Source organism: Vibrio qingdaonensis, from assembly GCF_026191675.1.
In the GTDB taxonomy this organism is placed as follows: domain Bacteria; phylum Pseudomonadota; class Gammaproteobacteria; order Enterobacterales; family Vibrionaceae; genus Vibrio; species Vibrio qingdaonensis.
Genome location: NZ_JAKRRY010000004.1, coordinates 151,795 through 176,395, shown reverse-complemented (window position 1 = coordinate 176,395; position 24,601 = coordinate 151,795). Strand labels below are relative to the sequence as shown.

14 protein-coding genes and 5 pseudogenes are annotated in these 24,601 nt (G+C 36.9%); 9 read left to right on the top strand and 10 right to left on the bottom strand.

The annotated features are described in order from the left end of the window. Nucleotides 1–377: 377 nt before the first annotated feature. Both MD535_RS05685 and MD535_RS05680 read right to left on the bottom strand, forming a co-directional pair. The gene (locus MD535_RS05685; protein WP_265673920.1) at nucleotides 378–3,752 is read right to left on the bottom strand and encodes an Ig-like domain-containing protein; all 3,375 of its coding nucleotides are present in this window, start codon (nucleotides 3,750–3,752) and stop codon (nucleotides 378–380) included. 522 nt (nucleotides 3,753–4,274) lie between these two features. After that, nucleotides 4,275–4,836 (bottom strand): annotated as a pseudogene (locus MD535_RS05680) (transposase); the annotation flags it as partial. Nucleotides 4,837–5,137: 301 nt separating this feature from the next. On the opposite strand from MD535_RS05680, the gene MD535_RS05675 reads away from it, so the two are divergent. The 5 genes and pseudogenes from MD535_RS05675 to MD535_RS05655 all read left to right on the top strand — a co-directional run bounded on the left by MD535_RS05675 (nucleotide 5,138) and on the right by MD535_RS05655 (nucleotide 9,568). Next, complete coding sequence (locus tag MD535_RS05675) at nucleotides 5,138–5,323, top strand: hypothetical protein (RefSeq protein ID WP_102333150.1); 186 nt, start codon at nucleotides 5,138–5,140, stop codon at nucleotides 5,321–5,323. 409 nt (nucleotides 5,324–5,732) lie between these two features. Further along, nucleotides 5,733–6,350 carry a response regulator transcription factor gene (locus MD535_RS05670; protein WP_237300461.1) on the top strand — a complete coding sequence of 206 codons (618 nt, stop codon included), beginning with the start codon at nucleotides 5,733–5,735 and terminating at the stop codon, nucleotides 6,348–6,350. A 979-nt stretch (nucleotides 6,351–7,329) separates the two neighbouring features. Beyond that, nucleotides 7,330–7,599: an Lpp/OprI family alanine-zipper lipoprotein gene (locus MD535_RS05665; protein WP_102333153.1), complete on the top strand. Its 270-nt coding sequence runs from the start codon at nucleotides 7,330–7,332 to the stop codon at nucleotides 7,597–7,599. Nucleotides 7,600–7,861: 262 nt separating this feature from the next. Continuing rightward, nucleotides 7,862–8,509: pseudogene (locus tag MD535_RS26285) on the top strand (transposase). A gap of 114 nt (nucleotides 8,510–8,623) precedes the next feature. Continuing rightward, nucleotides 8,624–9,568 carry a helix-turn-helix domain-containing protein gene (locus MD535_RS05655; RefSeq protein WP_265673919.1) on the top strand — a complete coding sequence of 315 codons (945 nt, stop codon included), beginning with the start codon at nucleotides 8,624–8,626 and terminating at the stop codon, nucleotides 9,566–9,568. A gap of 12 nt (nucleotides 9,569–9,580) precedes the next feature. On the opposite strand, the gene MD535_RS05650 is transcribed toward MD535_RS05655, so the two are convergent. Beyond that, nucleotides 9,581–10,282: an EAL domain-containing protein gene (locus MD535_RS05650; protein WP_102333155.1), complete on the bottom strand. Its 702-nt coding sequence runs from the start codon at nucleotides 10,280–10,282 to the stop codon at nucleotides 9,581–9,583. Between the two features lie 544 nt (nucleotides 10,283–10,826). On the opposite strand from MD535_RS05650, the pseudogene MD535_RS26400 reads away from it, so the two are divergent. Beyond that, nucleotides 10,827–11,024 (top strand): annotated as a pseudogene (locus tag MD535_RS26400) (IS5/IS1182 family transposase); the annotation flags it as partial. 61 nt (nucleotides 11,025–11,085) lie between these two features. After that, nucleotides 11,086–12,232 (top strand): annotated as a pseudogene (locus MD535_RS05645) (IS3 family transposase). Nucleotides 12,233–12,491: 259 nt separating this feature from the next. Here the strand turns inward: MD535_RS05645 and MD535_RS05640 are convergent. Together MD535_RS05640 and MD535_RS05635 are read right to left on the bottom strand one after the other, a co-directional pair. Continuing rightward, nucleotides 12,492–13,793, bottom strand: a complete 1,302-nt coding sequence (locus MD535_RS05640; RefSeq protein ID WP_237300458.1) for an anaerobic sulfatase maturase — start codon at nucleotides 13,791–13,793, stop codon at nucleotides 12,492–12,494. A 54-nt stretch (nucleotides 13,794–13,847) separates the two neighbouring features. Further along, nucleotides 13,848–15,365, bottom strand: coding sequence for an arylsulfatase (locus tag MD535_RS05635; protein WP_237300457.1), 1,518 nt, complete (start codon nucleotides 15,363–15,365; stop codon nucleotides 13,848–13,850). A gap of 135 nt (nucleotides 15,366–15,500) precedes the next feature. Here MD535_RS05635 and MD535_RS05630 point away from each other — a divergent pair, with 135 nt between their 5' ends. Both MD535_RS05630 and MD535_RS05625 read left to right on the top strand, forming a co-directional pair. Beyond that, nucleotides 15,501–16,361: a LysR family transcriptional regulator gene (locus tag MD535_RS05630; protein WP_265673918.1), complete on the top strand. Its 861-nt coding sequence runs from the start codon at nucleotides 15,501–15,503 to the stop codon at nucleotides 16,359–16,361. Between the two features lie 167 nt (nucleotides 16,362–16,528). Further along, nucleotides 16,529–17,139 (top strand): annotated as a pseudogene (locus MD535_RS05625) (hypothetical protein). Nucleotides 17,140–17,245: 106 nt separating this feature from the next. Here the strand turns inward: MD535_RS05625 and MD535_RS05620 are convergent. From MD535_RS05620 to MD535_RS05600, 5 genes are all read right to left on the bottom strand, one after another. After that, nucleotides 17,246–18,502, bottom strand: coding sequence for a TolC family protein (locus MD535_RS05620; RefSeq protein WP_265673917.1), 1,257 nt, complete (start codon nucleotides 18,500–18,502; stop codon nucleotides 17,246–17,248). 92 nt (nucleotides 18,503–18,594) lie between these two features. Next, the gene (locus MD535_RS05615) at nucleotides 18,595–20,493 is read right to left on the bottom strand and encodes an ATP-binding cassette domain-containing protein (RefSeq protein WP_237300454.1); all 1,899 of its coding nucleotides are present in this window, start codon (nucleotides 20,491–20,493) and stop codon (nucleotides 18,595–18,597) included. Beyond that, nucleotides 20,493–21,614 carry an efflux RND transporter periplasmic adaptor subunit gene (locus MD535_RS05610; protein ID WP_237300453.1) on the bottom strand — a complete coding sequence of 374 codons (1,122 nt, stop codon included), beginning with the start codon at nucleotides 21,612–21,614 and terminating at the stop codon, nucleotides 20,493–20,495. Before MD535_RS05610 ends, MD535_RS05615 begins: the two co-directional genes overlap by 1 nt. Then, nucleotides 21,601–23,628: a cysteine peptidase family C39 domain-containing protein gene (locus MD535_RS05605; RefSeq protein WP_237300452.1), complete on the bottom strand. Its 2,028-nt coding sequence runs from the start codon at nucleotides 23,626–23,628 to the stop codon at nucleotides 21,601–21,603. The genes MD535_RS05610 and MD535_RS05605 overlap by 14 nt, the downstream gene beginning before the upstream one ends. A gap of 3 nt (nucleotides 23,629–23,631) precedes the next feature. Beyond that, entirely contained in the window at nucleotides 23,632–24,591 is a 960-nt protein-coding gene (locus tag MD535_RS05600) for a hypothetical protein (RefSeq protein WP_237300451.1), read from the bottom strand. Between the last annotated feature and the right edge of the window lie 10 nt (nucleotides 24,592–24,601).

Here is a 24,601-nt window from a genome sequence, read left to right as displayed (position 1 = left end):
CAAAGATTGTATAGATTGGCGTTACAGTCGCTTGGTCGAAAATTAGGTATACGGCAATTTCAAGTAGATATTACAAGTTAGAGGGAAACCATGCCAACATATCAATGATTTATTGTATTGACAGAAAAGATCAATACGCCTTAATAAATTTCTTCGAATACGAAAAGGGGTAGGAAATAAAATTTTGGGGCGAGGATAGTTTTTAGATAAGGACTGCTGGAATGAAAAAATTAATTTAACGATATGTACGACATAAAGGTAAACAGGACATAGAGTATGATCGCCAATTCCAGTTATTGAATACCTAACAGCATGGATACCATTTTTTAGAGAATTATGAGGCAAACCCGCCTTCTAAGAAGGCGGGTATTTATAATCTAAAAAGGTTGGCCACAGATATAAGTATTCCATTCAGTTTTATGGGCAGCGAGGCTAGAACGAGCACTCATATTATATTTGTACCCATAATTGGGTTTGCCATTAACTGGGTTCCACACCCAATAGTATGTGCCATAAGGATCGCCGTCATCGTTTAACCGATTTACAAACATGTCATGAACTTCTTTAGCTACACCAGTATCATAAAGTCGATCTGAGGTACTCGAGCTAAGTTGCGTCCAAACACCATCTCCCCAATCTTCATTTTGTGCACTTGCTGGATCATCACAAACATTCTTCGCCCCTTCTTGACTTGCTTTGCGCCTAGAAGGTAACGTAAATCTCATATCAATACCTGATACATAAAATGAGTTGTACAACGTCAATGTAACAGTGTCACTTGTAATCCCATTTAACTTGGCAACAAAGTCCAAACTTCCACTTCTTGTATATCCAATGCCAACCGTTACCTGCGCCCCGTTTATGGTCAAACTACTGTCGTATCCAGAAGAAGTTTTAGACCACGATACCGTATTAGATATGTCTGCGGTGGTCCCGTCTGAGTACACACCAATTGCGGTTAACGCTTTAGTTTCTAACCTACTCATTCGCCATGAACCTGGGGAAGCATTTATACTAACAAGAGAAGCGCCTGTTACGGAAATTATCGCGCTACTAGACACTGAACCTGTACCATAACGCGCCGGACACACAGCCATGATGGTAACGTCGCCTAATTGGCTAGATGAATTTGTTGTGACTTTACCATAATTATCCACAGTTGCTCGGTTTGTATTTGAAGATGTCCAAGTACACTCCAGCCCATTGACGGTTTGAGATGAGCCATCACTATATGTACCAGTAGCAGTGATATCCACTTTAGTACCTCTGGGTAAGGTGTGGTGACTTGGCGTTAGTGTAAGAGACATCAAATAGGATTCTGCTATTATGACACTTTTACATATAGACAGCCCATTCAACCAGGCTTTAATTGGTTGACCGTATCCACAATCATTGGTATTTCTATTAACTGCATGACCAGTAAATTGGTTGAATGACGTACTTGATTGGTTAACGTAGCTACTATCATATTCCCAGTTTTGTTGTTCAATCATTGATGTTACATCACGTAACACATCATCTGTAAATTTACCCATAACAGTGAAATAAAACGGACGGCCTATAGCAAATTCATTCGCTACTAAGTGCGAGGTACTATCTTTCGTTACGATACTTTCTAGATTGACCAGGGCAGCTTCAACAATGGTCACTGTTTGTAAGTTAGACCAGATACCGTCAATAATCCAAGAAATATCAAAACTTCCTTGATTTATGTCACTTGACTTTAACGTCCAATTTGAACCGTCGTATGTAATATCATCGACATAATTGTGAGACCCCGGACCAGTATATTCGGTGCCATCAATCATCCATGTAATGCTCGCTTCATCACTGACTAGGGAACTCGAATTATCGCTGTACTCTATTTGTCCATCAAGAGTAATCGTTGAACCTTGCGGTACCGTATGCGAAGACACGGATAGCGTACCCTTTGTAACTACAGCAGTTGTAACTTCAATATCAATAATATTAGACCGCAATGGGTCTTTATTAGCATTATATTGACCATATAAATCTGTGTTACCAATAGTATGTGCTATGAATCCAAAGCTATCTTGAGTCAAAAGCTGACTACTTTGTACGAACGTGGTCAATGACTTATCGAATAAAAGCATGTCATTCTCTACCGAACCGTCGTTAAAATAGCCGGTCAGCGTTGTATTAATTGACTTGCCATTTGGCACGGAAATGGAGGTAGTACCAGAGCGTAACTTGGCTGATAATTGTAAACTCACTAACATACGATCTGTCGCATCACTTTTCTCGACACATGCAGGATAGTAACTGATATCCGAAAGAGGGTTATCTAACGTTGTTATATCTATAGTATACGCACCAGCTGAAATATCGAGAATTTTAATGTCTCCAGAAATACGGTCTAAAACTAAATATTCACTATTTTGGGGCCAAAGTGCTGTGTTTAACCAACCTCTATCTACTAGTGATTTTAGTTCTTCACTTGTTGCTAACTCTGCACTTAGTTGAGAGCAATATTCAATAACGCTATCGCTATATAATCCAGCTACAGAGTAATTTATTCCAGATACACGAGTGGTGATTGATTCGTCAAAGGTATAACTATTTGCTATTGCGACGTTTAAAGTCTTTGGTGCGTAAAACAATGTATTGGATTGTTCGTCAGTTACATCAACCCAAGGAGCTATATCATTTTCATCCAACACGGTTACACTAATATGGCCAATTTGATAACTACCTTTATGATCACTGACGGCATAAGTGACGAAATGGACATTTTGGGTTGATGCTTTAAATGTAAATTTAGTATTAGTTAAATTATTTTGATTTGCGCCATCAATGCTGGTTTGAGGGGCAGTTAATGATTTCACATAAATAAGTTGAATATCGTCCCCATCCAATGAATTCACATAGGGGCTAACGTCGATTTCAATGCCATTAATCGCGTCCTTAAGAGGGACATAAGTTTTGCCGTTTAAACCATAAATGGCATTGGGAGTTAACAACTCAATCCCTTGGTTCGCATTTTCTGCGACTGCAATGTCTATAACACCACTATATGCTTGACCAGCAGAGTCATCAATATAGCTATACATTAGTCTGTCAATACCGCTGGTTCCTGGAGCTGGTATATATTCAATAAGGTGATTTGTAACATCAACGTTAACTAAAGAGCCTTTGGTATAAGGCTGCGTGATTGAAGGAGAGAGCGTCCAATTAGACACATCGGTTCCAACTAAGCTTAATTCATTAATTAGACTAATTTGAATTGGTTCGTAGTTATAGTCTGGATCTGTTGTTGTGTTTACTTCATTGATTTTTGCAACATGCGACAGTGCTGGCAGTTGAAACATGTCGCCATCACTCACAACAACGCGCACCATACCACTACTATGTTCATTTACATCTGCTTGATTGTTAGCAATAACAGCATACGCGTAATCACAAACTTTAGCTTGCTTACGGTTAATCGTAAAAGACTGCTGTTCGATGGACATAGGGCTGCATGATGAATTACTATTTATAACGGACACGTCAGACAGCCTAAAGACATTGTCAGATTGATTAGCTAATACAATAGTGGATAAATCTACAATATATCCACTATCATTAATTTCAGTTTTAAGCAACGCATCTTGAGCAAAGACTTCCACTATGGAATCTTGTGGAGAAGATGGTTCCTCCTCGCCTGTACCACACCCATTTAATGCAAGTGTAACAAGACCAAGAGAAATAACTTTTGAATTATATAACAATCTATGTCTGCCTTTTCTCATTCTAACATGACCAATTTAATGTTTGATTTATTTACATCTATGAACGATTAATCATAGATAACTTGTTTACAAAGGCCGAGATGTAACATGTAGAAAATTAGTTGCAATCCTAATATTGCTTTTACTGATAACATCAAACCATTGTTCAAATATAAAGGACAAAAACAAAAAACACAGCAGAAATATAAAAACATTGGAAATTTAAGACTTTTCCTACACAGAAAGATGAACCTTCGCTTAATTTGATAGAGCTAAATTAAGCTTTGAAATTTTATCGTTTACAATATTTCGTCCTTAATAGAATTAGCATCGCACACAGATCAAAACAGTAAATTCGCTAAGAGTATTAATATGTTAACATTAATTAAAGTGGCTCTTTGCCTCATTGAATTAGTAAAAATCCCCGCCCTGAAAGGTGTTACACATTTAGCACTAATGATGACTATTCCAAGTAAACACCGTGTTAAGGGCTTTGTTGCGTGATTAAATTTAGAAGTAGAGCCTATCTGTTTCGTGTATTTCTTAGTCGATACGACTAGTTGCAGACATACTTAAGCCAGTGAGCTTGTTCAACGCTTTTGTCATCGCGTAAGTTACCCACCGGTGCATTGAAGTTCTTAAGCTCAATCGTTCTCCTGGCAACTGTTTAAGTCAATACATCGCAGTTTCTGAGAGTGAGCTTTTGTGGTAACCATACCGTTATTTCCAATACTTAGCTGAGCTGTATAATTTTTTCAACCTACTGCGAGATTTCTGGGACGAGCACGTTCCCATAAGTGCCCTTTGCCTTGGAAGAATAATCGTAACAACACACTTAATCCTAATGACATCGTGATAGGCACTTGCACCATAAGCGCCATCACCAGATACCTCAAAGATGCTTCGGCGTGTTTGTTTTAAGCAAGAACCAACATGCTTTGTTCTTGGCTGAATACAAGTGTGTGCGGACAATTTAGTGGAACATGGGCTAGCCTAAATATCGAGTAGATGAATACTTCAGCGCTCTCGGTGGCATAGAAAAAACTCGTTTCACCATGAGCGCTGTCGTGATAGATAAATCACTGAACCAACGTGGATTCCCGCGGCTAATGAGCAATTGGTTGCCGTACTTCAAGTTGATTATTTCGTTAAGAAATTTAGCATAGGCTACAACAGGTCGTAGACGTAGCTTATCAGATCGTAAGTTCCTGATTTAGTTCGACTGAATTACGCAACAAAGCCAAGATTAATGGGAGTAGTTATCGCAAATCCTAGCTTCTTTATATTCATCGATCTAAGCAATAAACAAGAAAGAGCTTACATGCTTTTACGAATAATCTTACTTACCAGTAAAGCCCATTATTTTATATTGAATTTGATTGCAATTATTTATCAGGAAGAATGAAGTGGAATCGAAAAAATTTGAAAAGTTAAAAAGAACGTTACAGTTAAATCAACTAACCGTATTACAACGGAGTGAACTTCAACGATTAATTGGCGACCAGATGAAAATAAACGCCATTACGTTAAGTGAAGAAGAGCAGCGCTTTATACTGATGATGTTTTCTGAAAAAAAACCTGTAGCGGGTTAAACAACACACGCTTCACCATACAACCTATTGGTATGGCTAAGTCACTGAATGGACGCGACCTCTCGCACTTGAACCTAACCATTTACTGCTTATCTATCGTTCCCAAAGGACGGTGTGTTATTTTTAGTTGGTTGTTTTTTAAAGAAACTCAAGCATCAAGTGATGACAAGTAGTGGACGTAGTTGAACAGATCGTAGGTTATGGATTTAGTTCCAGTGAATCACGCAACAAAGTCGTCTCTGATATACATTAACATTTTCAGCCTGTTAGCATATTCACTTAAGTAAATTTCAATATGACAACGTTATTTCAACTGCCAATAGATACAATCAATTCACTTTTTTTGTAGGAATTGACTGAAGTTTTATTGGTGTGAGCAAATAAAATTTGGGACCAAATGAGGTAGATTTTGAAAAACGTTCTTATTGTTGATTCACAACCACTTTACAGTGAAGCACTTGCTAATCTTGTAATTGATGTAATAAATACTGTTGACGTACAACAATTGACTAGCTGTGCAAAAGTAATGGAATTAGTTCGCAATCAAAGTATTGATTTAATTATTTTAGATGTTGTTATCGGTGATAGAGATGGCATGCGTTTAGCTAAAAACATCTTGGCTAGCGGATATCAAGGGAAGATCCTTTTTGTTTCCTCCAAAGATTACTCTAGCTTGAGTAAAGCCGCTTATGAACTAGGTGCCAATGGTTTTTTACACAAAAACCGAAGTAAGAACACAATCAAGGACGCGATTATTAGTATTGTTCGTGGCTATTCTGTATTTGATCTTGACCATTCACAGTTTTCAAGCAGCCCTGCATTGTCAAAACAAGAGGCTTTAGTGTTTCACTACTTAGCTCAAGGTTATTCGAATAAACGAATTTCTGAACAGTTATCGTTAAGTGCGAAAACGGTCAGCACTTATAAAACGAGAATCTTGAAAAAATACCATGCAAATTCATTGATTGAGCTTTTACATACGTTTGCGGAATCAGAGAACACAAAAACTTTTAGTATTTTTTTGTAATTCTATATTTGGTGATAGTAATGATACAAACTGGTTATGATACATCATGTTTAAGTTAATTGTCCGTCTGACAGGATTTGTATAACATAGTACCTATAAATAAAATTTGAATTTGTAAAACTAACCGAAAATCTGCAGATAAGAGTTGAAACGGAATTTTTTTTGATAATTTTGCACTGGAAGCAAATAAATCTAAAACATGCAATCTTGGATCTTACACTTTTTATTTTTGACTTAAAAAAAGGTGGCTAAAATGTATGAATATCAGCAGAATCTTAGTTTTTCATGCTATTATCCATAGTATTAGATGAGACTGAGAATTAACCAACTTTAAGAAAAATGTATTTTTCTTAAAATATAAATATTGAAGAGTTATATGCCTTTCCCTAAAGATACGAACAGAACATTTATTAAAAAAGCAATAACAAAATGGGGTAATTACTACGATTACTCTCTTGTTCAATATGTAAACAGTCGGACACCAATTGTTATTATCTGTAAGAAGCATCAACAAGAGTTTGAGCAAACCCCCAAAGCACACTTTTCTGCAAAGCATCATTGTTGTAAATTGTGTTACCAAGAGGTGGCGGGTAGTTATCAAAATGAGTGGCGGTTACGGAATAAGCCAGCAAGTTTAGATAAATTCACGCGATTAAGAGAAAGCATTTTCCTGGACATTTAGAAATAGACGCGCAATTCGTTAATCTAAAAGCCTTAAATAGCAGAGCGATCAACCCGAGAAAGAAATAACTTAAGGAAAGAACCACAAACTAGAACTTCAAAATTTGAAACTATTTTTATAAATCACGCATATAAACAGAATCGGTCTTACGGCTTTTGTGCAAGTGCAAGTGCAAGTGCAAGTTACATTAAATCATTATTATTTTTAATTCTACATAACAGACCAAATCTCAAGTGTAGCCAACCTCACCGATAGAGTCGCATCGGTTTTGATACTTACTTATATTCAAGGATATATATGAATAAAATGCTAGTCTCAGCAGTAACTTCTTCAGCACTTCTACTCGGAGGTTGTTCTTCAAGTCCAGATGAAGAAACAATGACGAAAATAAACAATCTTAATAACCAGGTAAGTCTGTTAAACCAAGATTTACAAGACCTTAAGGAGCAGAAAGTAACACTAACATCTGAAGCTCAATTAACTAAAAGCACAGCAGTAGAAGCCCAAGAAGAAGCTGATCGCGCAAACGAACGAATCGACAACATAACACAGTCTTGCAACAAATAGTTCAGTCAGTGTGCTTACACCTCCCTCGGGGAGGTGTATATTCGCATCACAAGCATTCGCTCACTGAAGTAGCTATGTATTAAGCAACACACTCTATGAAAATATACAAGAATATAAACATCATACAGTTGCTTACACCTTTATTTCCCGAAGTAATGTTACTGTTAATTAATAACAAGAAAGGACGTTGGTATACTAAATCAGTTGAACCGCTCTTAAATCCTGTAACCTAACCTCATGTAGTTGATGTAATAGTAGCGACATAGGAAAGTCAAAAAAGAAAATAACTGACCGGAGTGAATATAATAAAACTCTATACAAACGAAGTAGAGGCTTTCCGTTTTCTGATGCTCACATCGAAACCGTTTTAACGCCGCCTTACACTTACGCGTGCCTCAAGGCTTTATAGACTCTATATTTGCATTGATCATTGGTTGACGCCCCATTTTTGATTACACAAGCGTAAGTAAGCGGTTAAATATAGGAACAGTTCCAAAGGTCCAATTCGACACATCGCGATAGATTCAACAGGCCTGAAAGCCTTTGGGGAAGGTGAATAGAAAATTAAAATACCTGAAGCTGAAAAGTTAGGACTTGGAGTAAATTGCACTTTACCCTGCGATTGATATTGATACCCATAATGTGATTAGTGCTGAGTAAGTCTTGTTAACGTTGGTTCAGTAGAGTTCATCCGATATTACTGAACCCAGCAAAGGAAATGAAGCCGTTGAAACGCTTAAAAACGATAAGTTAGCTTAGTGTAAAACTGCCCTTATATCACGACCGTTGTCTCTATATAAGGGGCTGACTATCGATACATTGAGCTTGATATGTTACAACTCCCAAATTGGAGAGGTCATAGCTAGTATTGAACAACGCCCTAGGATTAGGTATACCTATTATAAACTAACAGCTAGATAATGCAGGGGAACTGCATTCCTTACCTAATTTGATCAACAACGCCACTAGAAAGCATTAGAATTATAGAACCATAAAGCACGCATCTAACCAAAGAGAAGAATCAATGTTTAAAGAATTATTAAAGAAAACGAGGCAAGGGAAAAACCTTAGTCAAACAGACATGGTAGACCTGTTATCCACACATCCAAGCTTTGAAAGATTAGATAAAGGTACTTATTCACGCTGGGAGAATGGCCGCACGGTACCATCAACCCAAAGACAAATACAAATAATGTTAATTAATTCATCGCTAAAGGATGCACTATCAATAGCAAGGGAAGCTGCAGGCCTGACATTAATGAAATCAAAGGCAGACATTGAACAAAGATTATTTGATAAAAGGTTTCCTAATGTAAGTCATTCCGACCTAACAGAGGAAATAAGTGAATTTCATTATGAACTAAACTATTCAACAAACTGTAATGCTATAACAAACCCACAGCATGTCGACCCTAAAATAAGCAAGATATTAATGCGTGAATGGGGAGAACAACGGTACAATGACTTTCAAAAACTAATCAACCCTGACAATTCAAACTATTTACTTCTTGAATATCATAATTGTGAAGGCGAACTTCGAGCGCATCATGTAATTTATCTAACTACGTTACGCGAGCTAATCAAGGTCAACAAAAATAGGCCACGCATTATGCAGAATAACTTAGTACATGATAATGTACTTTCCACACCAAGCACTTATTCCTCATCAACAACAATATTTTGCTCTAGCATATTAGAGAGCATATCATTCTGCTTAGAAAGAAACTTCACTGCAGAGTATATATATATACAAACATCTCGCACGGCTTTCAAAGAGTATCTAGAATCACTTGAAGGTACCGTCACCAACTTTGGGGATGAATCTAAAAGTGGCTTAAAGCACTTCAATAAGACTTACAAATGGGTCGGCATACTAATACCCTTTAATAAAATGGTCCAACAAATACCCATCTTTGAAGCGATCTACAGTTCGCTTGATAACAAAATAGAAATAAAATATCTAAAATAATACAGATATAATCTATACCAACGCTAGCTCGCAAGCTGAAGTGGGCTTAGCGAAAAAGTATCCTTGCACAAAATCAACACCCAACTCTTTTAACGTTTGCACTTGGCATTGAGATTCGACCCCTTCCGCAACCAACTTTAAATTAACATCCGAAGCAAACCCAACTAACATTTTAATAAACATTTTTGTCTTTTCTGCGTCTAACATATCGATTAAGGATTTATCAACTTTAACCTCATCATAGTCAACACTCAAAAGATTACATATAGTTGCCGAATCTTTTGCAAAATCATCTAATGATATTTTAATATTATGACATTTCAACTTCATGACCACTTCCCGTAGCCTTAAAGAATCCACAGCTTCCTTCTCAGAAATCTCCAATGTAACAATGCCTTTATAACATTTTCTAACGCTTAACATTTTAGAGACGAAAACATCATCTAACAATTGATTTGAATATATATTAAATGATACCTCAACATCAAGTAAGTCATTTCTATTTAACTCTAAAAATGAACTTTCAATAAATAAAATTGTATAATCATTTATTAAACACCTATTATTTAAATTCGACAAATACAATTCATGATCAATCTTCAAACCGCCCTCAAACGTTCTAGTCAGTGCTTCCAACCCACTTACCTTGTTATTTATCAAGCAATACTTAGGTTGATAAACAATATTAACCTCCACACCATCATATAAAAACATTCCAACCCCTTGCAAATTAAACTATTAATCTTACCCGGCGGAAGTGAAAATTACGTTATCATATCAAAACCCACTCAAGCAAAAATGCTAACAACCTATAAACATCCGAATACGACTCTGTAGCGTGACTTCACTTAGAGGTAGAGTGGACTTTATTACGTGATTCAGTGCAACTAAATCCATAACCTACGATCTGAACAGCTACGTCCGCTACCTCTTGTAGCCTCATGCCTAAGCTTCTTTTCAAAACAACCTGTACAACCGTTCACTCAATTACCGCAGTTCTCTGACCTTTTGGGTTGATAAACACGCGGTAAATGACTAAATTGAAGCGTAGGAGGTCGCGTCGATTCTGTGATTTAGCCACACAATAGTGTTCATGGTGAAACGAGTGTTTTCTATGCCACCGAGAGCGCTGAAGTATTCATCTACTCGATATTTAGGCTAGCCCATGTTCCACTAAATTGTCCGCACACACTTGTATTCAGCCAAGAACAAAGCATGTTGGTTCTTGCTTAAAACAAAAACGCTGAAGCATCTTTGAGTTAAGCGTCTTGTTACGATTTTTATTCCAAGGCAAGGGGCACAGGGGCACTTATGGGAATGTATTCGTCCCGGAAACCTCACAGTAGGCTGCAAAAAAATATACAGCTCAGCTAAGTATTGGAAACATCGGTATGGTTGCTACAAACGCTCACTTTCAGAAACAGTAATGTACAAAGTTAAACAGTTGCTTGGAGGTGATCCGCACCAGAAGTTTTGGACACTGAGTTAAGTGAGTACAATCACTAACGAGGTGAACAATGACAACTAAGAAAACACGAATCAAACATACTCCTGAATTCAAAGCTGAAGCGCTTAAGTTAGCAGACAAAGTCGGTGTCGCTGCTGCCGCACGACAGCTATCGTTATATGAATCTCAAATCTTTGGATGGCGTAAAGCCGTCAAAAAAGACGCGAAAATCAGCGATAGAGAAAGAGAACTCGCCACTGAGAATGCCAAACTCAAACGATTATTGGCTGAGCAAGCTGAAGAGCTAGATATCGTAAAAAAGGCCGCCACCTACTTCGCGAAGAATCTAAAGTAGATTGCTATGAGTTTATGCTCGAACACCTTATGCAATATAGGATTGTCCGCATGGCTAAGGTGTTTAGGGTTTCTCGAAGTGGGTTTTATTATTGGATTGATAATCGCCATAAAGTCACTCAACGTAACGAGCACCGCAAGCAGCTTGACAGCAAAGTTCGAGAAGCTTTTGATGATAATAAGGAACGCGATGGTGCAAGGCGTATTCAAAAAGAACTTGAAGAAAATGGAAATAAACATGATGTTAAAACCATTGCCGCGAGCATGAAGCGCCAGAGCTTAGTCGCGAAAGCCGCCCGTAAGTTCAAATGTACGACAGACAGTAAGCATAGGCTTCCTGTTGCCCCGAATTTGCTTGAGCAAGACTTTAATGCGACAGCACCGAACCAAAAATGGGCTGGAGATATTATCTAGCGACAAGCGAAGGTTGGATGTATTTAGCGGTTGTTATCGACTTGTACTCACGGCAAGTAGTTGGCTGGTCAATGAGCACCAGAATGACCGCGACTCTGGTCTGTGATGCGCTATCAATGGCATTATTCCGTAGAGGCATGCCCGAGGGGGTGATTATCCATAGTGATAGAGGCAGTCAATATTGTTCAAAAGACTACAGAGACTTAATCTCAGCCCATAGCCTAAAACAAAGTATGAGTAGGAAGGGAAATTGCTGGGATAACGCCTGTGTTGAAAGCTTTTTCCACTCAATGAAAGTAGAAGCCATCCAATACGAGCCGATAATGACGCGAGAAGAGATGCGCCAAGCGCTTTTTGAATATATCGAAGTTGATTATAATCGAACAAGAAGGCACAGTGCTCTTGGGTATCTAAGCCCAGTTAACTTTGAAAAACAATATGTCGCTTAATGCGGTGTCCAGTCTAACTGGAGCAGATCAACCTTCGAGATCGTAGTAATACAAGAAATCTCCTAATTTTCTGTCAAAAGTTAGAATACTCCAATAAGATTAAAAAACTACCGACTGTCCAAAAACCTTTACTATAAAAAAATATAATACATTGAGTTAAAAATTGGCTAAGCGATAATTAAATAATCCAGATAAATAACAACGTAAAGATTTGCTAAATTCACACTATGCTCAACTGCAAAATATACTTAATGACCAACTATACTTGATATTTACTGTTTTGCTTTTGCAAGATCTGCGATAAACCAACCAACATAGGCAATGTATCATCGAAGAATCGGCGGATACCAGAACAAAGGTAATTAAGCCCTTGTTCACCGTCAGGGGTCATGATTAAACGGTTTTTCGGGCATTCGCCCCAACAATATTTTAGGTAGGGACACTGCTTACAATATTCTGGTAGTGAGTCACGCTTTGCCATACCAAAAGTAAACTGTCGAGTAGAAAATACCATTTCATTCAACGTTTGGTCGTGAATGTTCGACAACTTGTATTCGGGATACACATAATGGTCACAGCTATATACATCACCGTTATGTTCAATCGCTAAGCCTTTGCCACAGAATTCTGCGGTAATACAAAGCTGAGAAGGCTTTTCCATCACTTGAGCGACAGCAGTTTCAAATAGGTTGACCAGCACTTGACCTAAGTCATTGTTGACCCATTCGACAAACATGGTGCTAAGAAATTCCCCCCAATCATCAGGATCAACTGACCAATCAGTGACAACTGACATTGGATGCCCAGGTTTAGCTAACTCACTCCCCAGCTCTGGGATCATCTGTTCATTCCAGAACTGTGGTGCGGTCGTATGAAAATCATTTGGCTCGACCACAGGTGCTAGCTGGATATAAGTCACGCCAAGATCGCGGGTAAGGAAACGGTAGATCTCCAATGGATACTTCACGTTGTGGCGATTTACCGTCACCAAAGCGTTGAATCGCACCTGACGTTGCTGCAGTTTTTCAACTGCTTTCATTACCAAATGGAAAGTAGGCTTACCGCTACGAGTTTTGCGATATTTGTCATGCAGCTCTTGTGGACCATCAATCGACAATCCAACTAAAAAGTTATTCACATGTAAGAACTCACACCACTCATCATTAAGTAGAATGCCATTGGTCTGTAGATCGTTTTCAATACGTATGCCTTCTGGCTGGTATTTCTTTTGTAGCTTAACCACTTTGCGGAAGTAGTCTAATCCAAGCAGTGTTGGTTCACCGCCCTGCCAAGAAAATACGATTTGCTCTCCGTCTTGACTCTCAATATAACTCTTAATAAATAATTCTAAGGTTTCATCATCCATTTTAGGTTGCTTTGGTTGATGAAGCAGGTTTTCTTTATGTAAATAAAAGCAATATTGGCAGTCAATGTTACATTTTGCACCGCCGGGTTTTGCCATCACGTGGAACCGACGTTCATTTCCTTGTAGGGATTTAAACGCCGTTTTCATTGGCACAATTGGCATAGTGGTAGAGTGACGTGGGGAAATTTTGCTCATGCATATCTCTCTTCGGATTGTGGCCCCCCTATGAGCGCCACTTGTAATTATACGTTACTTAGGAACAAATGAAGCAGCTTCCATTCGAGGAGGGTACTCCTTAAAGGTGTCCATAACTTCTTTAACCTTCGCAATTGCAGGCATAACTAAGAACGTACGTTCGTACATCCAACGGTCGTAACCCATACCTGTGTCACCACGTTCGAATGGGTCGATGCTTAAGTCATAGAACTGCGGAACGCGCAGTTTAGTAAATGGTTTCTTCCAAATATCTAAACCAGTTTCGTTCTCTTGAATCAAGAAATGGAACTTATACTTACCTTGACGTAAAGCGAGTAGATCGCCGTCATCACTCCAATAGACGAACTCATTACGCGCAGACTTATCTGTTTTACCTATTAGGTAAGGTAGCTGGTTGTATCCATCCAAGTGAACTTTGTAGTTCATATCACCAACTTTTTTTCCCTTAAGCAACTCATCAGTCACTTTATCGTTACCAGCGGCCGCGACTAACGTTGGAAAAAAATCTTCTAGAGACATCATACCATTGAACGTTTTACCCGCTTCTATCTTACCAGGCCACTTGATCAACATAGGCACACGGAACGCACCTTCCCACCCCGTGTTTTTCTCAGAGCGGAATGGCGTCATCCCCGCATCTGGCCACAAGTTGATCATAGGACCGTTATCTGTGGTGTAAACGATGATGGTGTTGTCATCAACACCCAATTTCTTTATTTTGTTTAGTAGATGACCAATTTGGTCATCGTGTTGCTTCACACCATCAGCGTAGAAACCCGCACCTGTTTTACCCTTGTACTCTTCTGGTAGATGAGTGAAGTTGTGCATACGAGTGGCGTTAAACCAAGTAAAGAACGGTTTATCTGCTTTGACTTGTTTTTCAATGAAGCTTTCAGCTGCGTCGAGGAATTCGCCATCAATGTTTTCCATGCGCTTACGTGTTAGAGGGCCTGTATCTTCAATTTTTCCGTCAGCGTACGAGTGGATAACGCCGCGTGGACCAAACTTCTTCTTGAACTCAAGGCCCGTTGGGTAATCCACGTTTTCTGGCTCTTCTTCCGCATTCAGATGGTACAGGTTACCGAAAAATTCATCGAAACCGTGGGCTGTTGGAAGATGTTCATCTCGGTCACCTAGATGGTTTTTACCAAATTGACCTGTCGCGTAACCCATCTGTTTTAAAATGGTAGCGATGGTTGGATCTTCTTTAGAGATACCTTCAACCGCACCAGGTAAACCGACTTTTGATAAGCCAGTACGCTTAGGCATTTGGCCTGTAATAAAAGCAGAGCGGCCAGCGGTAGAGCTTTGCTGTGCGTAAAAGTTTGTAAACTTAGCGCCCTCTTGAGCAAGAGTGTCGATGTTTGGCGTATTGTAAGCTAACATATTTTGGTTATACGAACTTAAATTCCAGTAACCTACATCGTCGCCAAATATCACCAAGATGTTGGGTTTCTCAGCCGCGTTTGCGGTAGCAGAAGCAGCACCTAACGCGAGCGTACAGGCGTTAAGCACCAGTCTTCTCCCTTTTTCTTTGGTTGCCTTTTTCATAACATCTCCATTAATTCTCTGAAATTATAGGAAGTTCATCTTAAACTCCCATACAGGTTAGGTTAAACTAACAAGTAAACGAAATAAATATAGTGAAATTTTGTTAATGTATAAATTCAATTTATGAGAACGATAATGGACTTAAACCTAATTCAAACCTTTCTTGTCGTAGCAGACCTCCAATCTTACACTAAAGCAGCAGAGCATCTGCAACTTACGCAGCCTGCAGTCAGCGCATCGATGAAGCGCCTAGAGCAACAAGTAGGGAATAAACAACTGTTTGTAAAGAAAGGAAGAGGTATCACGCTGACTTCAACAGCGTATCAACTGGCTCCTCAATTTCAACAAGCCATTAACATTATCGAAAGCGCAGTATTAGAAGAAAAAGTATTTGAAGTGTATTGCTCAGAATCTATTTTGCACAAAATCAAATCACTTAATGGCGCAGTATTACACGAATCCCCCCCGGAAAAATGCTTTTTATTTGAGCAACTTAGACGTCAGGAAATGGACCTAATCGTAGATACAGTGACCACCAAAGACCCTGCGTTTGTTATCGAAGAAGCTTACCAAGAGCCTGCTGTAGTTATTTGTCGTGGTAAACACCCTCGAATTCAGGGTTCGCTAACCAAACAAGAGTTTTACAATGAAACTCATTGTTTGTTTTCTGGAAGGTGGCAAAACGCTACCGGTTTTGAGCAACTAGCTAAAGAAGCGATGCAAGAGCGTAAAACCGGTGCAGTTACTTGCTCGCTGGCAGGGATGGCAATGAACGTCGCGCTACATGATTACTTAGGGCTCATGTCCAAATCATTTGCAACAAAGTGGAGCAAGAGTCTCGATCTACAAATAATCGAATGCCCCATCGATATTTACGAAATTCCTTATAAACTCATCTATCATAAACGTGATACGCATAACCCCGCTCATATGAAGTTACGCGAACACATTAAGATGCAAATCAACAACTTTAACTCCGTCCCTTTGGCATTGTAATATTTCGGCACATGACGACATAGTTAAATGAACTTCCTCACAGAAACTGACAAACTATATTACAACGAACAAACAAGTATTTAGAGCCTGATTCAATTTGCTTTGTTGCGTAATCCAAACTAGATCCATAACATAAGAGCTGATTAGCTAATTCCATTCATAATCTTATTCCTAAATCTCTTTACAAAAAAACCAACTGGAAGCAATACAACCAATTTCTCATTAACCGCGGTTCTCTGCTATTTTGGGGGTAAGTGGCGAGTCGATTCAGTGACTTAGCCTTCACGACTGCCCTCAGGGGTATGGGAAAACGAGCATTTTCTATACCACCGAGAACGCCGCAATGATTCACCGACTCGATGTTTAGGTTCATATTCCGTTTAGTATTAAATACAACACTTTTGTTAGCCGAACACAAAAGCAAGTTGAGGTCACATTTAAGACAAAAACGAGAGCCTGCCACGATGCGATTAAGATTAAGCGAGCCGTTGCGCTTATTCCTCCAAGAGAAGGGGCTACTTTCTGGGAGCGGGGTCATCCCCGAAATCTCACAGTAGGTAACCAGAAGTTATATGGCTCTAATGAGTATTGGAAAGAGCGTTATGGTTACCACAAACGCTCCCTCTCAGAAACAGCGATATATCGAGTTAAACAGTTGCTTGGTGGTCGTTTAAGTTTAAGAAATTACAATGCACAAGTAGGTGAAACTTACGCGATGATAAAAGCGTTGAACAAGCTTACTGGGTTAGGTATGCCTGAAACTTGTCGTATTAACTAAGAAATGCCCGAAACAGGGTGGCATTAGCTCTAAATTTAATTACGCCTCAAAGACAATCAAAGACAATCAAAGACAATCAAAGACAATCAAAGACAATCAAAGACAATCAAAGACAACCACGATAATCGAGTGCTGAACATAACTCAACTTTTGCAGTCACTAAATTATACTGAGCATCGATTTCAGTCAATTTGGAATTCAGAAAATCAAATTCTGTAAGAAGATCTGCATACTTTGATGTAAAGCCTGCATTATAATTATTCAAACTGTAATATCTAGTCAACCTAGCTGTCGATAACTCAATTTGACTAATTTCATAATGCCTTTGCGCTGCATATAGATTAATTAAAGAACTGTTCATAACGTCTACGACCGAACTAATTACATTTTCATAATTTAAATGTGCCGTTGTTAAATCAGCATTAACTAAGCCCATATTAGTAGTCCGCTTATGCCACTCAATAACAGGAAAAATCAATAATGAAGACATAGAACCAAACGGATTTTCAAAAATTTCACGCAGTTTTTCACCTTGAGTACCAATGCTCCCAGATATCGAAAATTGTGGATACCAGGCAACTTCTTCAAGTTCGAAATTTAGTTCACTAGATTTAATTTGAAGCATAGAACCTAATACGCTATGATGTGTACCAGCGAATTTTGGCAAATCAGAAAATGTCACATCAGGTAAATTTATGACATCAACTTCGCTAATTTTAATTATATCGATAAATTCAGTATTCCCAGAAAAAAATTCAATTCTGTTAACTGAATTGAAAATTTCTTCCTTGATATTTTCAATTATAGCCACCGCGGAGTCTAAAGATTGTTGAGCGGACAGGACCTCAGAACCAACAGAAACGCCAGAATCTAATCGTTCCCTTTCAATTTTCAAGATATCAATACGGATATCTTTGATTCTTTTATATACATCGAGCTTCAACTTGTTAGAAGATATTGACACATACTCGTTAATAACTAAAGTGGTTATGTCATTCTTAAGGCCTAAAAAGTCTAAAAACGATAACTCTTGGTCTATCGACATCAACTTATCTTCAATATTTTTTTTACCAAAAAAATCAACATCATAAGACAAACCAAAAGAGGTACTATAGTTACCACTAGATTCATCTCCGTGGTCCAAATATTTTGAATGAGAAGAACTAACATTAATATTCATCTGAACACCCTGTTCATCATCTTTCTTTTTTGTATTTAGTTCCCCTTTTTTGATGTCTAGTATAGCTAAGTTTAACTCGAAATTATTGATAATGACACTAGCTAACAATTCATTTAAGTAAGGGGTAGTTAACAAATTAGATTCTTCTATATCATATAACCAATCACCCTGTTCATTTTCCACCTTCGTTTTTTTTTCGTAATCAAAGTGATTACTATTAATATTACTACAACCAATGATAAGCAATAAAAACAAATATAAACACTTTTTAAAAATCATCGAGAAAGCGCTTCTATAGGGTTTAATTTCGAAGCCTTAATGGCAGGTAACAAGCCGAATAATAACCCAGTAAATAAGGAAAATGTCACGCCAACAAAAATGGAATAAGAAGACAATATAATCTCAAAATCAATTAATATATTTTTCATCACAATTAATGTACCAACGGACAATAGAACACCTAAAAAACCACCTAACAATGTAACAAAAAGGGACTCAATCAGAAACTGTTCAAGTATATTTTTTTTTGATGCTCCAATTGCACGACGCAATCCAATCTCTGAATACCGTTCACTAACCGAAGCCAACATTATATTCATAATTCCTGATCCTCCAACAAACAAAGAAATAAAAGAAATTGACAAGATAAAAATTGAAAATAAATTTTTCACTCTATTAAGAGATTCCACATACTCTTTATCTGACCAAAATGTATAACTACCTTTTGTAATCTTATATAAGTAATCAATAATGATTTTTTCTAAATCAGACTCAATTGCTGTAAAGTGAAACTCGTTAATAACATTTGAATTACTAATTCGATGGATAAATGTAGTATACGGAATCCAGGCAATAGGTTGTGGTGTGCGTGCGTCACTCTGTTTTACTATACCTATAATAGTAAAAACCATGTTATCGATAATCAATTTATTGCCAATTGAATCATGCGTTCCAAATAGTTGTTTGTTTAGAATTTCATTAATCACAACAACAGTTTGACCAAGTTCCACCTCTTCTTGATTCATTAACCGACCAATTAAAAGCCGTAACTTAATTAGATTCTTAAATTCATGAGATACGCCAAGTATTGTACTGGCATCATTTGAAATACTATTATCATATTTTTTGAAGGCTCGCTTTATTTTCTTTTGCGCGCGTAAATATGGCGAAATATATTTAATTTCGTTAAATGTTTTTAATTTATTGAACGTATCTTCTATTAGCAGTCCATCTTGCTCGCCATAAGATGCAGCTTGAACCGTATTATTTCCCATTCGTGACAACTCTGATATCACTTGTTTTTCTACACTTTCAGATACAGACAAACTAAGTACAATAGTTGCAATACCTACTATTACTCCTATGAGACTTAAAAAAAGCTTTATCTTATTATTTTTATACAAAAAAAATAAGTTTAACAACACGGTTTTCATACGATACGGAAAATTATAACCTTGTATTTCATTATGATTAATTTTATCATTAACAACAGACCCCTCATTAATACCATTTATAACCTTACCGTCCGAAATTGAAACTTGCCTATCGCACAACTCAGCAATACTCATATCATGAGTAACTATTATTACAGTAGTTCCATCTTTATTTATTTCCTTTAAAATATTTATTACTTCTTCACTATTTCGTATGTCCAATGCACCAGTTGGCTCGTCAGCCAAAAGAATCCGAGGTTCACTAACCAAAGCTCGCGCAATAGAAACCCGTTGCTGCTGCCCGCCCGAGAGCTCACTTGGCTTATTAGAACTCACTTCTTTAATATCTAACCGGTTTATAGTCTCTACAAGGGTATTCGAATAGTGAGGTTTTTTGCACTTAAAGTATAACAATGGTAATTTAATGTTCTCTAAGCAACTAAGGTAAGGTATTAAATTATATGATTGAAAGATAAAACCAAAATAACAACTCCTAATCTTAGCCCATTGTTCATTGTCATAAGACTGCATATCACAACTATCTAAATGATAATCTCCACTCCAGTTAGAATCCAAGCCAGAAATAATATTCATTAATGTAGACTTTCCCGAACCAGAACTCCCTACTATAGCTACTAACTCGCCTTCATGAATATCTAAGTCAATCTTGTCTAATACAACAGTATTATTACTATTTTTATGGAATGATTTAGTTAGATTTCTAATTTTAATCAAAGGCATTAATCGATTCCTTCTAAAATCAAAACATCACCAACTTCAATTCCGGAAACTACTTCGGAATTTAAAAAATCATACAAACCTAATTCGACTGTTTTGGTGATAACATTACCATTATCTAGTACAGTAACATTCGCAACTCCATTTGTGTCATATCGAACATAATGGCTAGGAACAATAACAACATTTATTTCTTCCATTATTTTTATTTTCGCACCTACTGACATACCAATACGAACGTGTTCTGACAGTTCTCGGGAAACATGGAAAGAAACATTATAAATAACACCTTTTGAGGTTGAACTGTTACTTAATGGAGTCAAATCAATATTCGATATTTTTGATTTATATGTCTCATTTGAAACACCCAAGATATAGAAATCCACAACATCTCCAATAGATATATTCGAAATATCGTACTCCGATATAGGAATTCTCACAATATATTGGTCAGAACTTGCAACTTTTATCAAGTTACTTACTTGCTGCGTTGAAACCAAAGTTTGACCTTTGTCAACCTGTATAGACACCACTGTTCCGTCTATTGGAGAGCGTATCATTGTGTAAGTCAATTGAGCTTTTTTTGAGTCCACCGCCAACATCGCTGTCTCTTTAGAAAGTTTGCTACTTTGCAAGGACGCTTTGCTTTCCAAGTATACAAGATTTTGCTCTTTCAACTCTTGTGATGTTTTGCTTCCAATCTTTACTAAATGTGCAATGAGCTCTAACTGTTCTTGTTCATATAGAAACCGTTCGCGACTAACATCAAAATTTGCTACAGCTATCTTCAGTTCATTCTGTGCTGTTTTAAGCTCGTTTGCACTTACAGTAGGGTCAATTTCGATCAACAGTTGACCTTGTGAAACTTTATCGCCTACACCAACCATTAATTCGGTAACTTCCCCAGAAACACTGGCGCCAACATCAATCATTTTAGCGGCCTCAATCACACCGATAGACTCTACGTTACGAGTGATACTGCCAATCGAAACAACATGCGTCTTCCATCCCTGAAACTTATTTGGACTGCCAATGATGTTCACATAAATAAAACATAATAAAATTAGAATAAAAAGTAACAGCAAAGTGTTTTTTTTATTAGTTACAATTTCACGAAAATTCACTTTCATGATCCTGATTTTTAATATTAAGATCAATGATTTTATCTGCCTTCCTAATTGAAGAAGGGTTATGACTAGTAAAAACAATCGTTTTTCCTGTTCCTTTCAATGTACTCATAATTAAATCACAACTCAACTCGTCCAAATTACTCATAGGTTCATCTAACAATAAAGTATTCTTATTCGAAAGTAATGCTCTACATAATAATACACGTTGCTTTTCTCCTGAAGAAAAGGGATTTGTATAATCATTAATTTTCGTATCTATACCTTGGGGTAATGATGCTATAACCTGTCCCAAACCAAGCTTTTCTATTAAAGTAAGGATATCAGAGTCACAATGATTTGCATCAAACATTGTGATATTCTCACGTACAGAACCACTAATAAAGTCTTGATTGGTAGCATGATAATAATTTGATGAAATAATCACGTTATTATCCATCTCGCCCCCATCATCATTCAACAACTTAATATTACAATATAAACCAGACAATATTTTTAATAACGTAGTTTTACCCGAACCAGAGCAACCAGTAACAGCAACTAACTGCCCTTTAGTTATTATCAATTCGGGGAAAATAATTGAATTTCTATCAGACTTTTTTTCGACAATGCCTACATGATGGAGCCCTCCGACTCTATCGTTATCGAACTGGTGAATGCTGTTATCCTTTTCAAATTCAATAACGTCTTTTCCTCTTTCCTGTGCTGCATCAAAAGCGCCAAACGAGTCATTTATTTCAATCAAACGATTAAAAGAAGTAGAAAACACCTGCTTAACATAAAAAAACAAAAATACAGATGATAAAGGGGTGTTATTATATTGAATCAACCAAAAACACAAACATAATGTCAATATCATATCAAATATCCCAATAATTTCTTGCATTATTGGGAATTTCAGATGCTTTAAACCAGATTCAATGTTAAAGTCTACGAGTTGATTCACTTTCGAATCATTTACTACGCAAAGATTCTTACTTGCCTTTTTTGACTTTATGTCAGAAATTGAATTAAAAGATTCCACAAAATGCTTAAATATATTTTCTCGATAAGATTCTTCAACTATGCTAATTTGACTTAAATTCTTCCTCGACACCCAAGCTAAGAATGATGATATGCAAGATACAGATAGTAAAAAAAAGGCCAAATATGGGGAAATGTAACCAACAATTAAAAATGAAATTATAAGTTGAATAATACAGATAATTAAAGTGTTATAAATAGTCGATTTTGCAACTTGCGCGCCTACAAACTTAAGTGCCCTATTAGCAACATCTGTTGAGGTCCGACGCTCAAAAAAAGACATCTTATTATTTAAAAATCGAGCATACATTTTATTACTTTCTTTGGCCATAGTTGCGCCTTCTATTATCATAGTTCGCTTATAGCCTTGCCTAATTATAACTACAGAAATTATTTGAGCTATTGCCAGATAAAATAACATATGAAAATCTAGGTTTTCAAAGTTCTTAAAACCGTTATTTATATTTAACATTATTGCCGGCAATATCAAAGATAGTAATGTGGATAATAAACCATAAATTAATAAAAGAGCGTCGAGTTTTATGACTTTATTCTTAAACTGGAAAATGTTAAAAAATGAATTATTAGCGTTGAGCTTCTTTTCTTCATCCAATACGATAGCGTATCCGGATAAGCTCATTTTTAATATTCCAAGTTTTAATACCTGCCTACCTAAAGCGGGATTCATTACAACTGCACAATAACTATTAACCTTCTCCAATACGACATAATGGCTGTCATTGAGATGAAGAATGCAAGGAGTAGGCAACTCTTGAATTAGTTGAATGTTAAATAAAACTGCACGAGCATTAAGATCTAATTTCCCAAAGAGTTCAGTTAAGTCATAAAGGCTAGTCCCAAGATCTGATGGTCTGCATAATGTTCTTAAATAACTCAAAGGCGCATTTTTATTATGGAGCTCAGCTATACTACTTACACAAGCCAACCCACACTCAGCCATTTCACCTTGTAAACACACTGTATTCATTATTTAACCTTGTCGATAGAAAAATGAGGGGAAATGCCAAAGTAACCACTGCTTGTAATGCATCCCTCCAATTACATGCTCTATCAATAATGGAAGCTCATGCTTAACATTGTTTTTTTCAATAATAGGTAATATTTCGATTTTCAAACGCCCATTTTTTAAAAAAATATAATATGGTAATACATCTTTTCGCATTAAAGAAGGAAAATTAAAGGGGCCAGCATGTAAATTAGATTCTTTACCAAACAATATTGATTTTCTATAAGAGTGACTTTGACCACTCCTCCTGGTGTATTCTGGTAGTGCGTCAGGAAAAACTGCAAAATCAGCGGTATTATTTCTTACTTTCTTTACTATTTTTCTTATACCTCGTGAGGCGTCAGTTTTCGATTTCACAAAGGGATTGAATAAATACAAATCTCGATTGTTTTTTTTCCATTTTTCAACGACATCCCCCCAACGCTTGTTCCAATCACCTTCATCAACATCACTAATAACATATAATCTATTATTTGACGCACCCAAGCCAACAATCACTGCTATTTCATCAGAAAAAACATGCAACGGATATAAAATAACATCACAGCCAGTTTGGTTCTTATATTCAACTCTAGATTCTTCAAGTTTTTCAGAACAAAAGTTAATTTCATTACAAATAACTTTATTGCCATAACACATCATCTGTACGTACAGTTTACAATACATATCAAAAAATGCTTTGTTAGGTAAAAAACTATGTTTACCTACGATTTTTTTTGTGTTACTTCTAACACTAAACCCATTAACACCCAAACAAAAAATAAGTGAATATAAAGCACTAAACGAAAGACAAGTATATAAACACACTTTAGGAAATGAAGTATTACAAAACCCAATGATTACCCTAAAAATCAAATAAAAAAAAGCCGCCATCCTCTTTAAAAGCATAACACCAAGATCTAATAGTGAATAAATACAAAACAAAATTTCACTT

What these genes read in the sequence shown, in the direction of transcription:
- MD535_RS05665 (WP_102333153.1), top strand. Translation starts at nt 7,330, where the DNA reads ATGAATAAAATGCTAGTCTCAGCAGTAACTTCTTCAGCACTTCTACTC.
- MD535_RS05630 (WP_265673918.1), top strand. Translation starts at nt 15,501, where the DNA reads ATGGACTTAAACCTAATTCAAACCTTTCTTGTCGTAGCAGACCTCCAA.
- MD535_RS05640 (WP_237300458.1), bottom strand. Translation starts at nt 13,793, where the DNA reads ATGAGCAAAATTTCCCCACGTCACTCTACCACTATGCCAATTGTGCCA.
- MD535_RS05650 (WP_102333155.1), bottom strand. Translation starts at nt 10,282, where the DNA reads ATGTTTTTATATGATGGTGTGGAGGTTAATATTGTTTATCAACCTAAG.
- MD535_RS05685 (WP_265673920.1), bottom strand. Translation starts at nt 3,752, where the DNA reads ATGAGAAAAGGCAGACATAGATTGTTATATAATTCAAAAGTTATTTCT.
- MD535_RS05635 (WP_237300457.1), bottom strand. Translation starts at nt 15,365, where the DNA reads ATGAAAAAGGCAACCAAAGAAAAAGGGAGAAGACTGGTGCTTAACGCC.
- MD535_RS05615 (WP_237300454.1), bottom strand. Translation starts at nt 20,493, where the DNA reads ATGCCTTTGATTAAAATTAGAAATCTAACTAAATCATTCCATAAAAAT.
- MD535_RS05655 (WP_265673919.1), top strand. Translation starts at nt 8,624, where the DNA reads ATGTTTAAAGAATTATTAAAGAAAACGAGGCAAGGGAAAAACCTTAGT.
- MD535_RS05605 (WP_237300452.1), bottom strand. Translation starts at nt 23,628, where the DNA reads ATGAATACAGTGTGTTTACAAGGTGAAATGGCTGAGTGTGGGTTGGCT.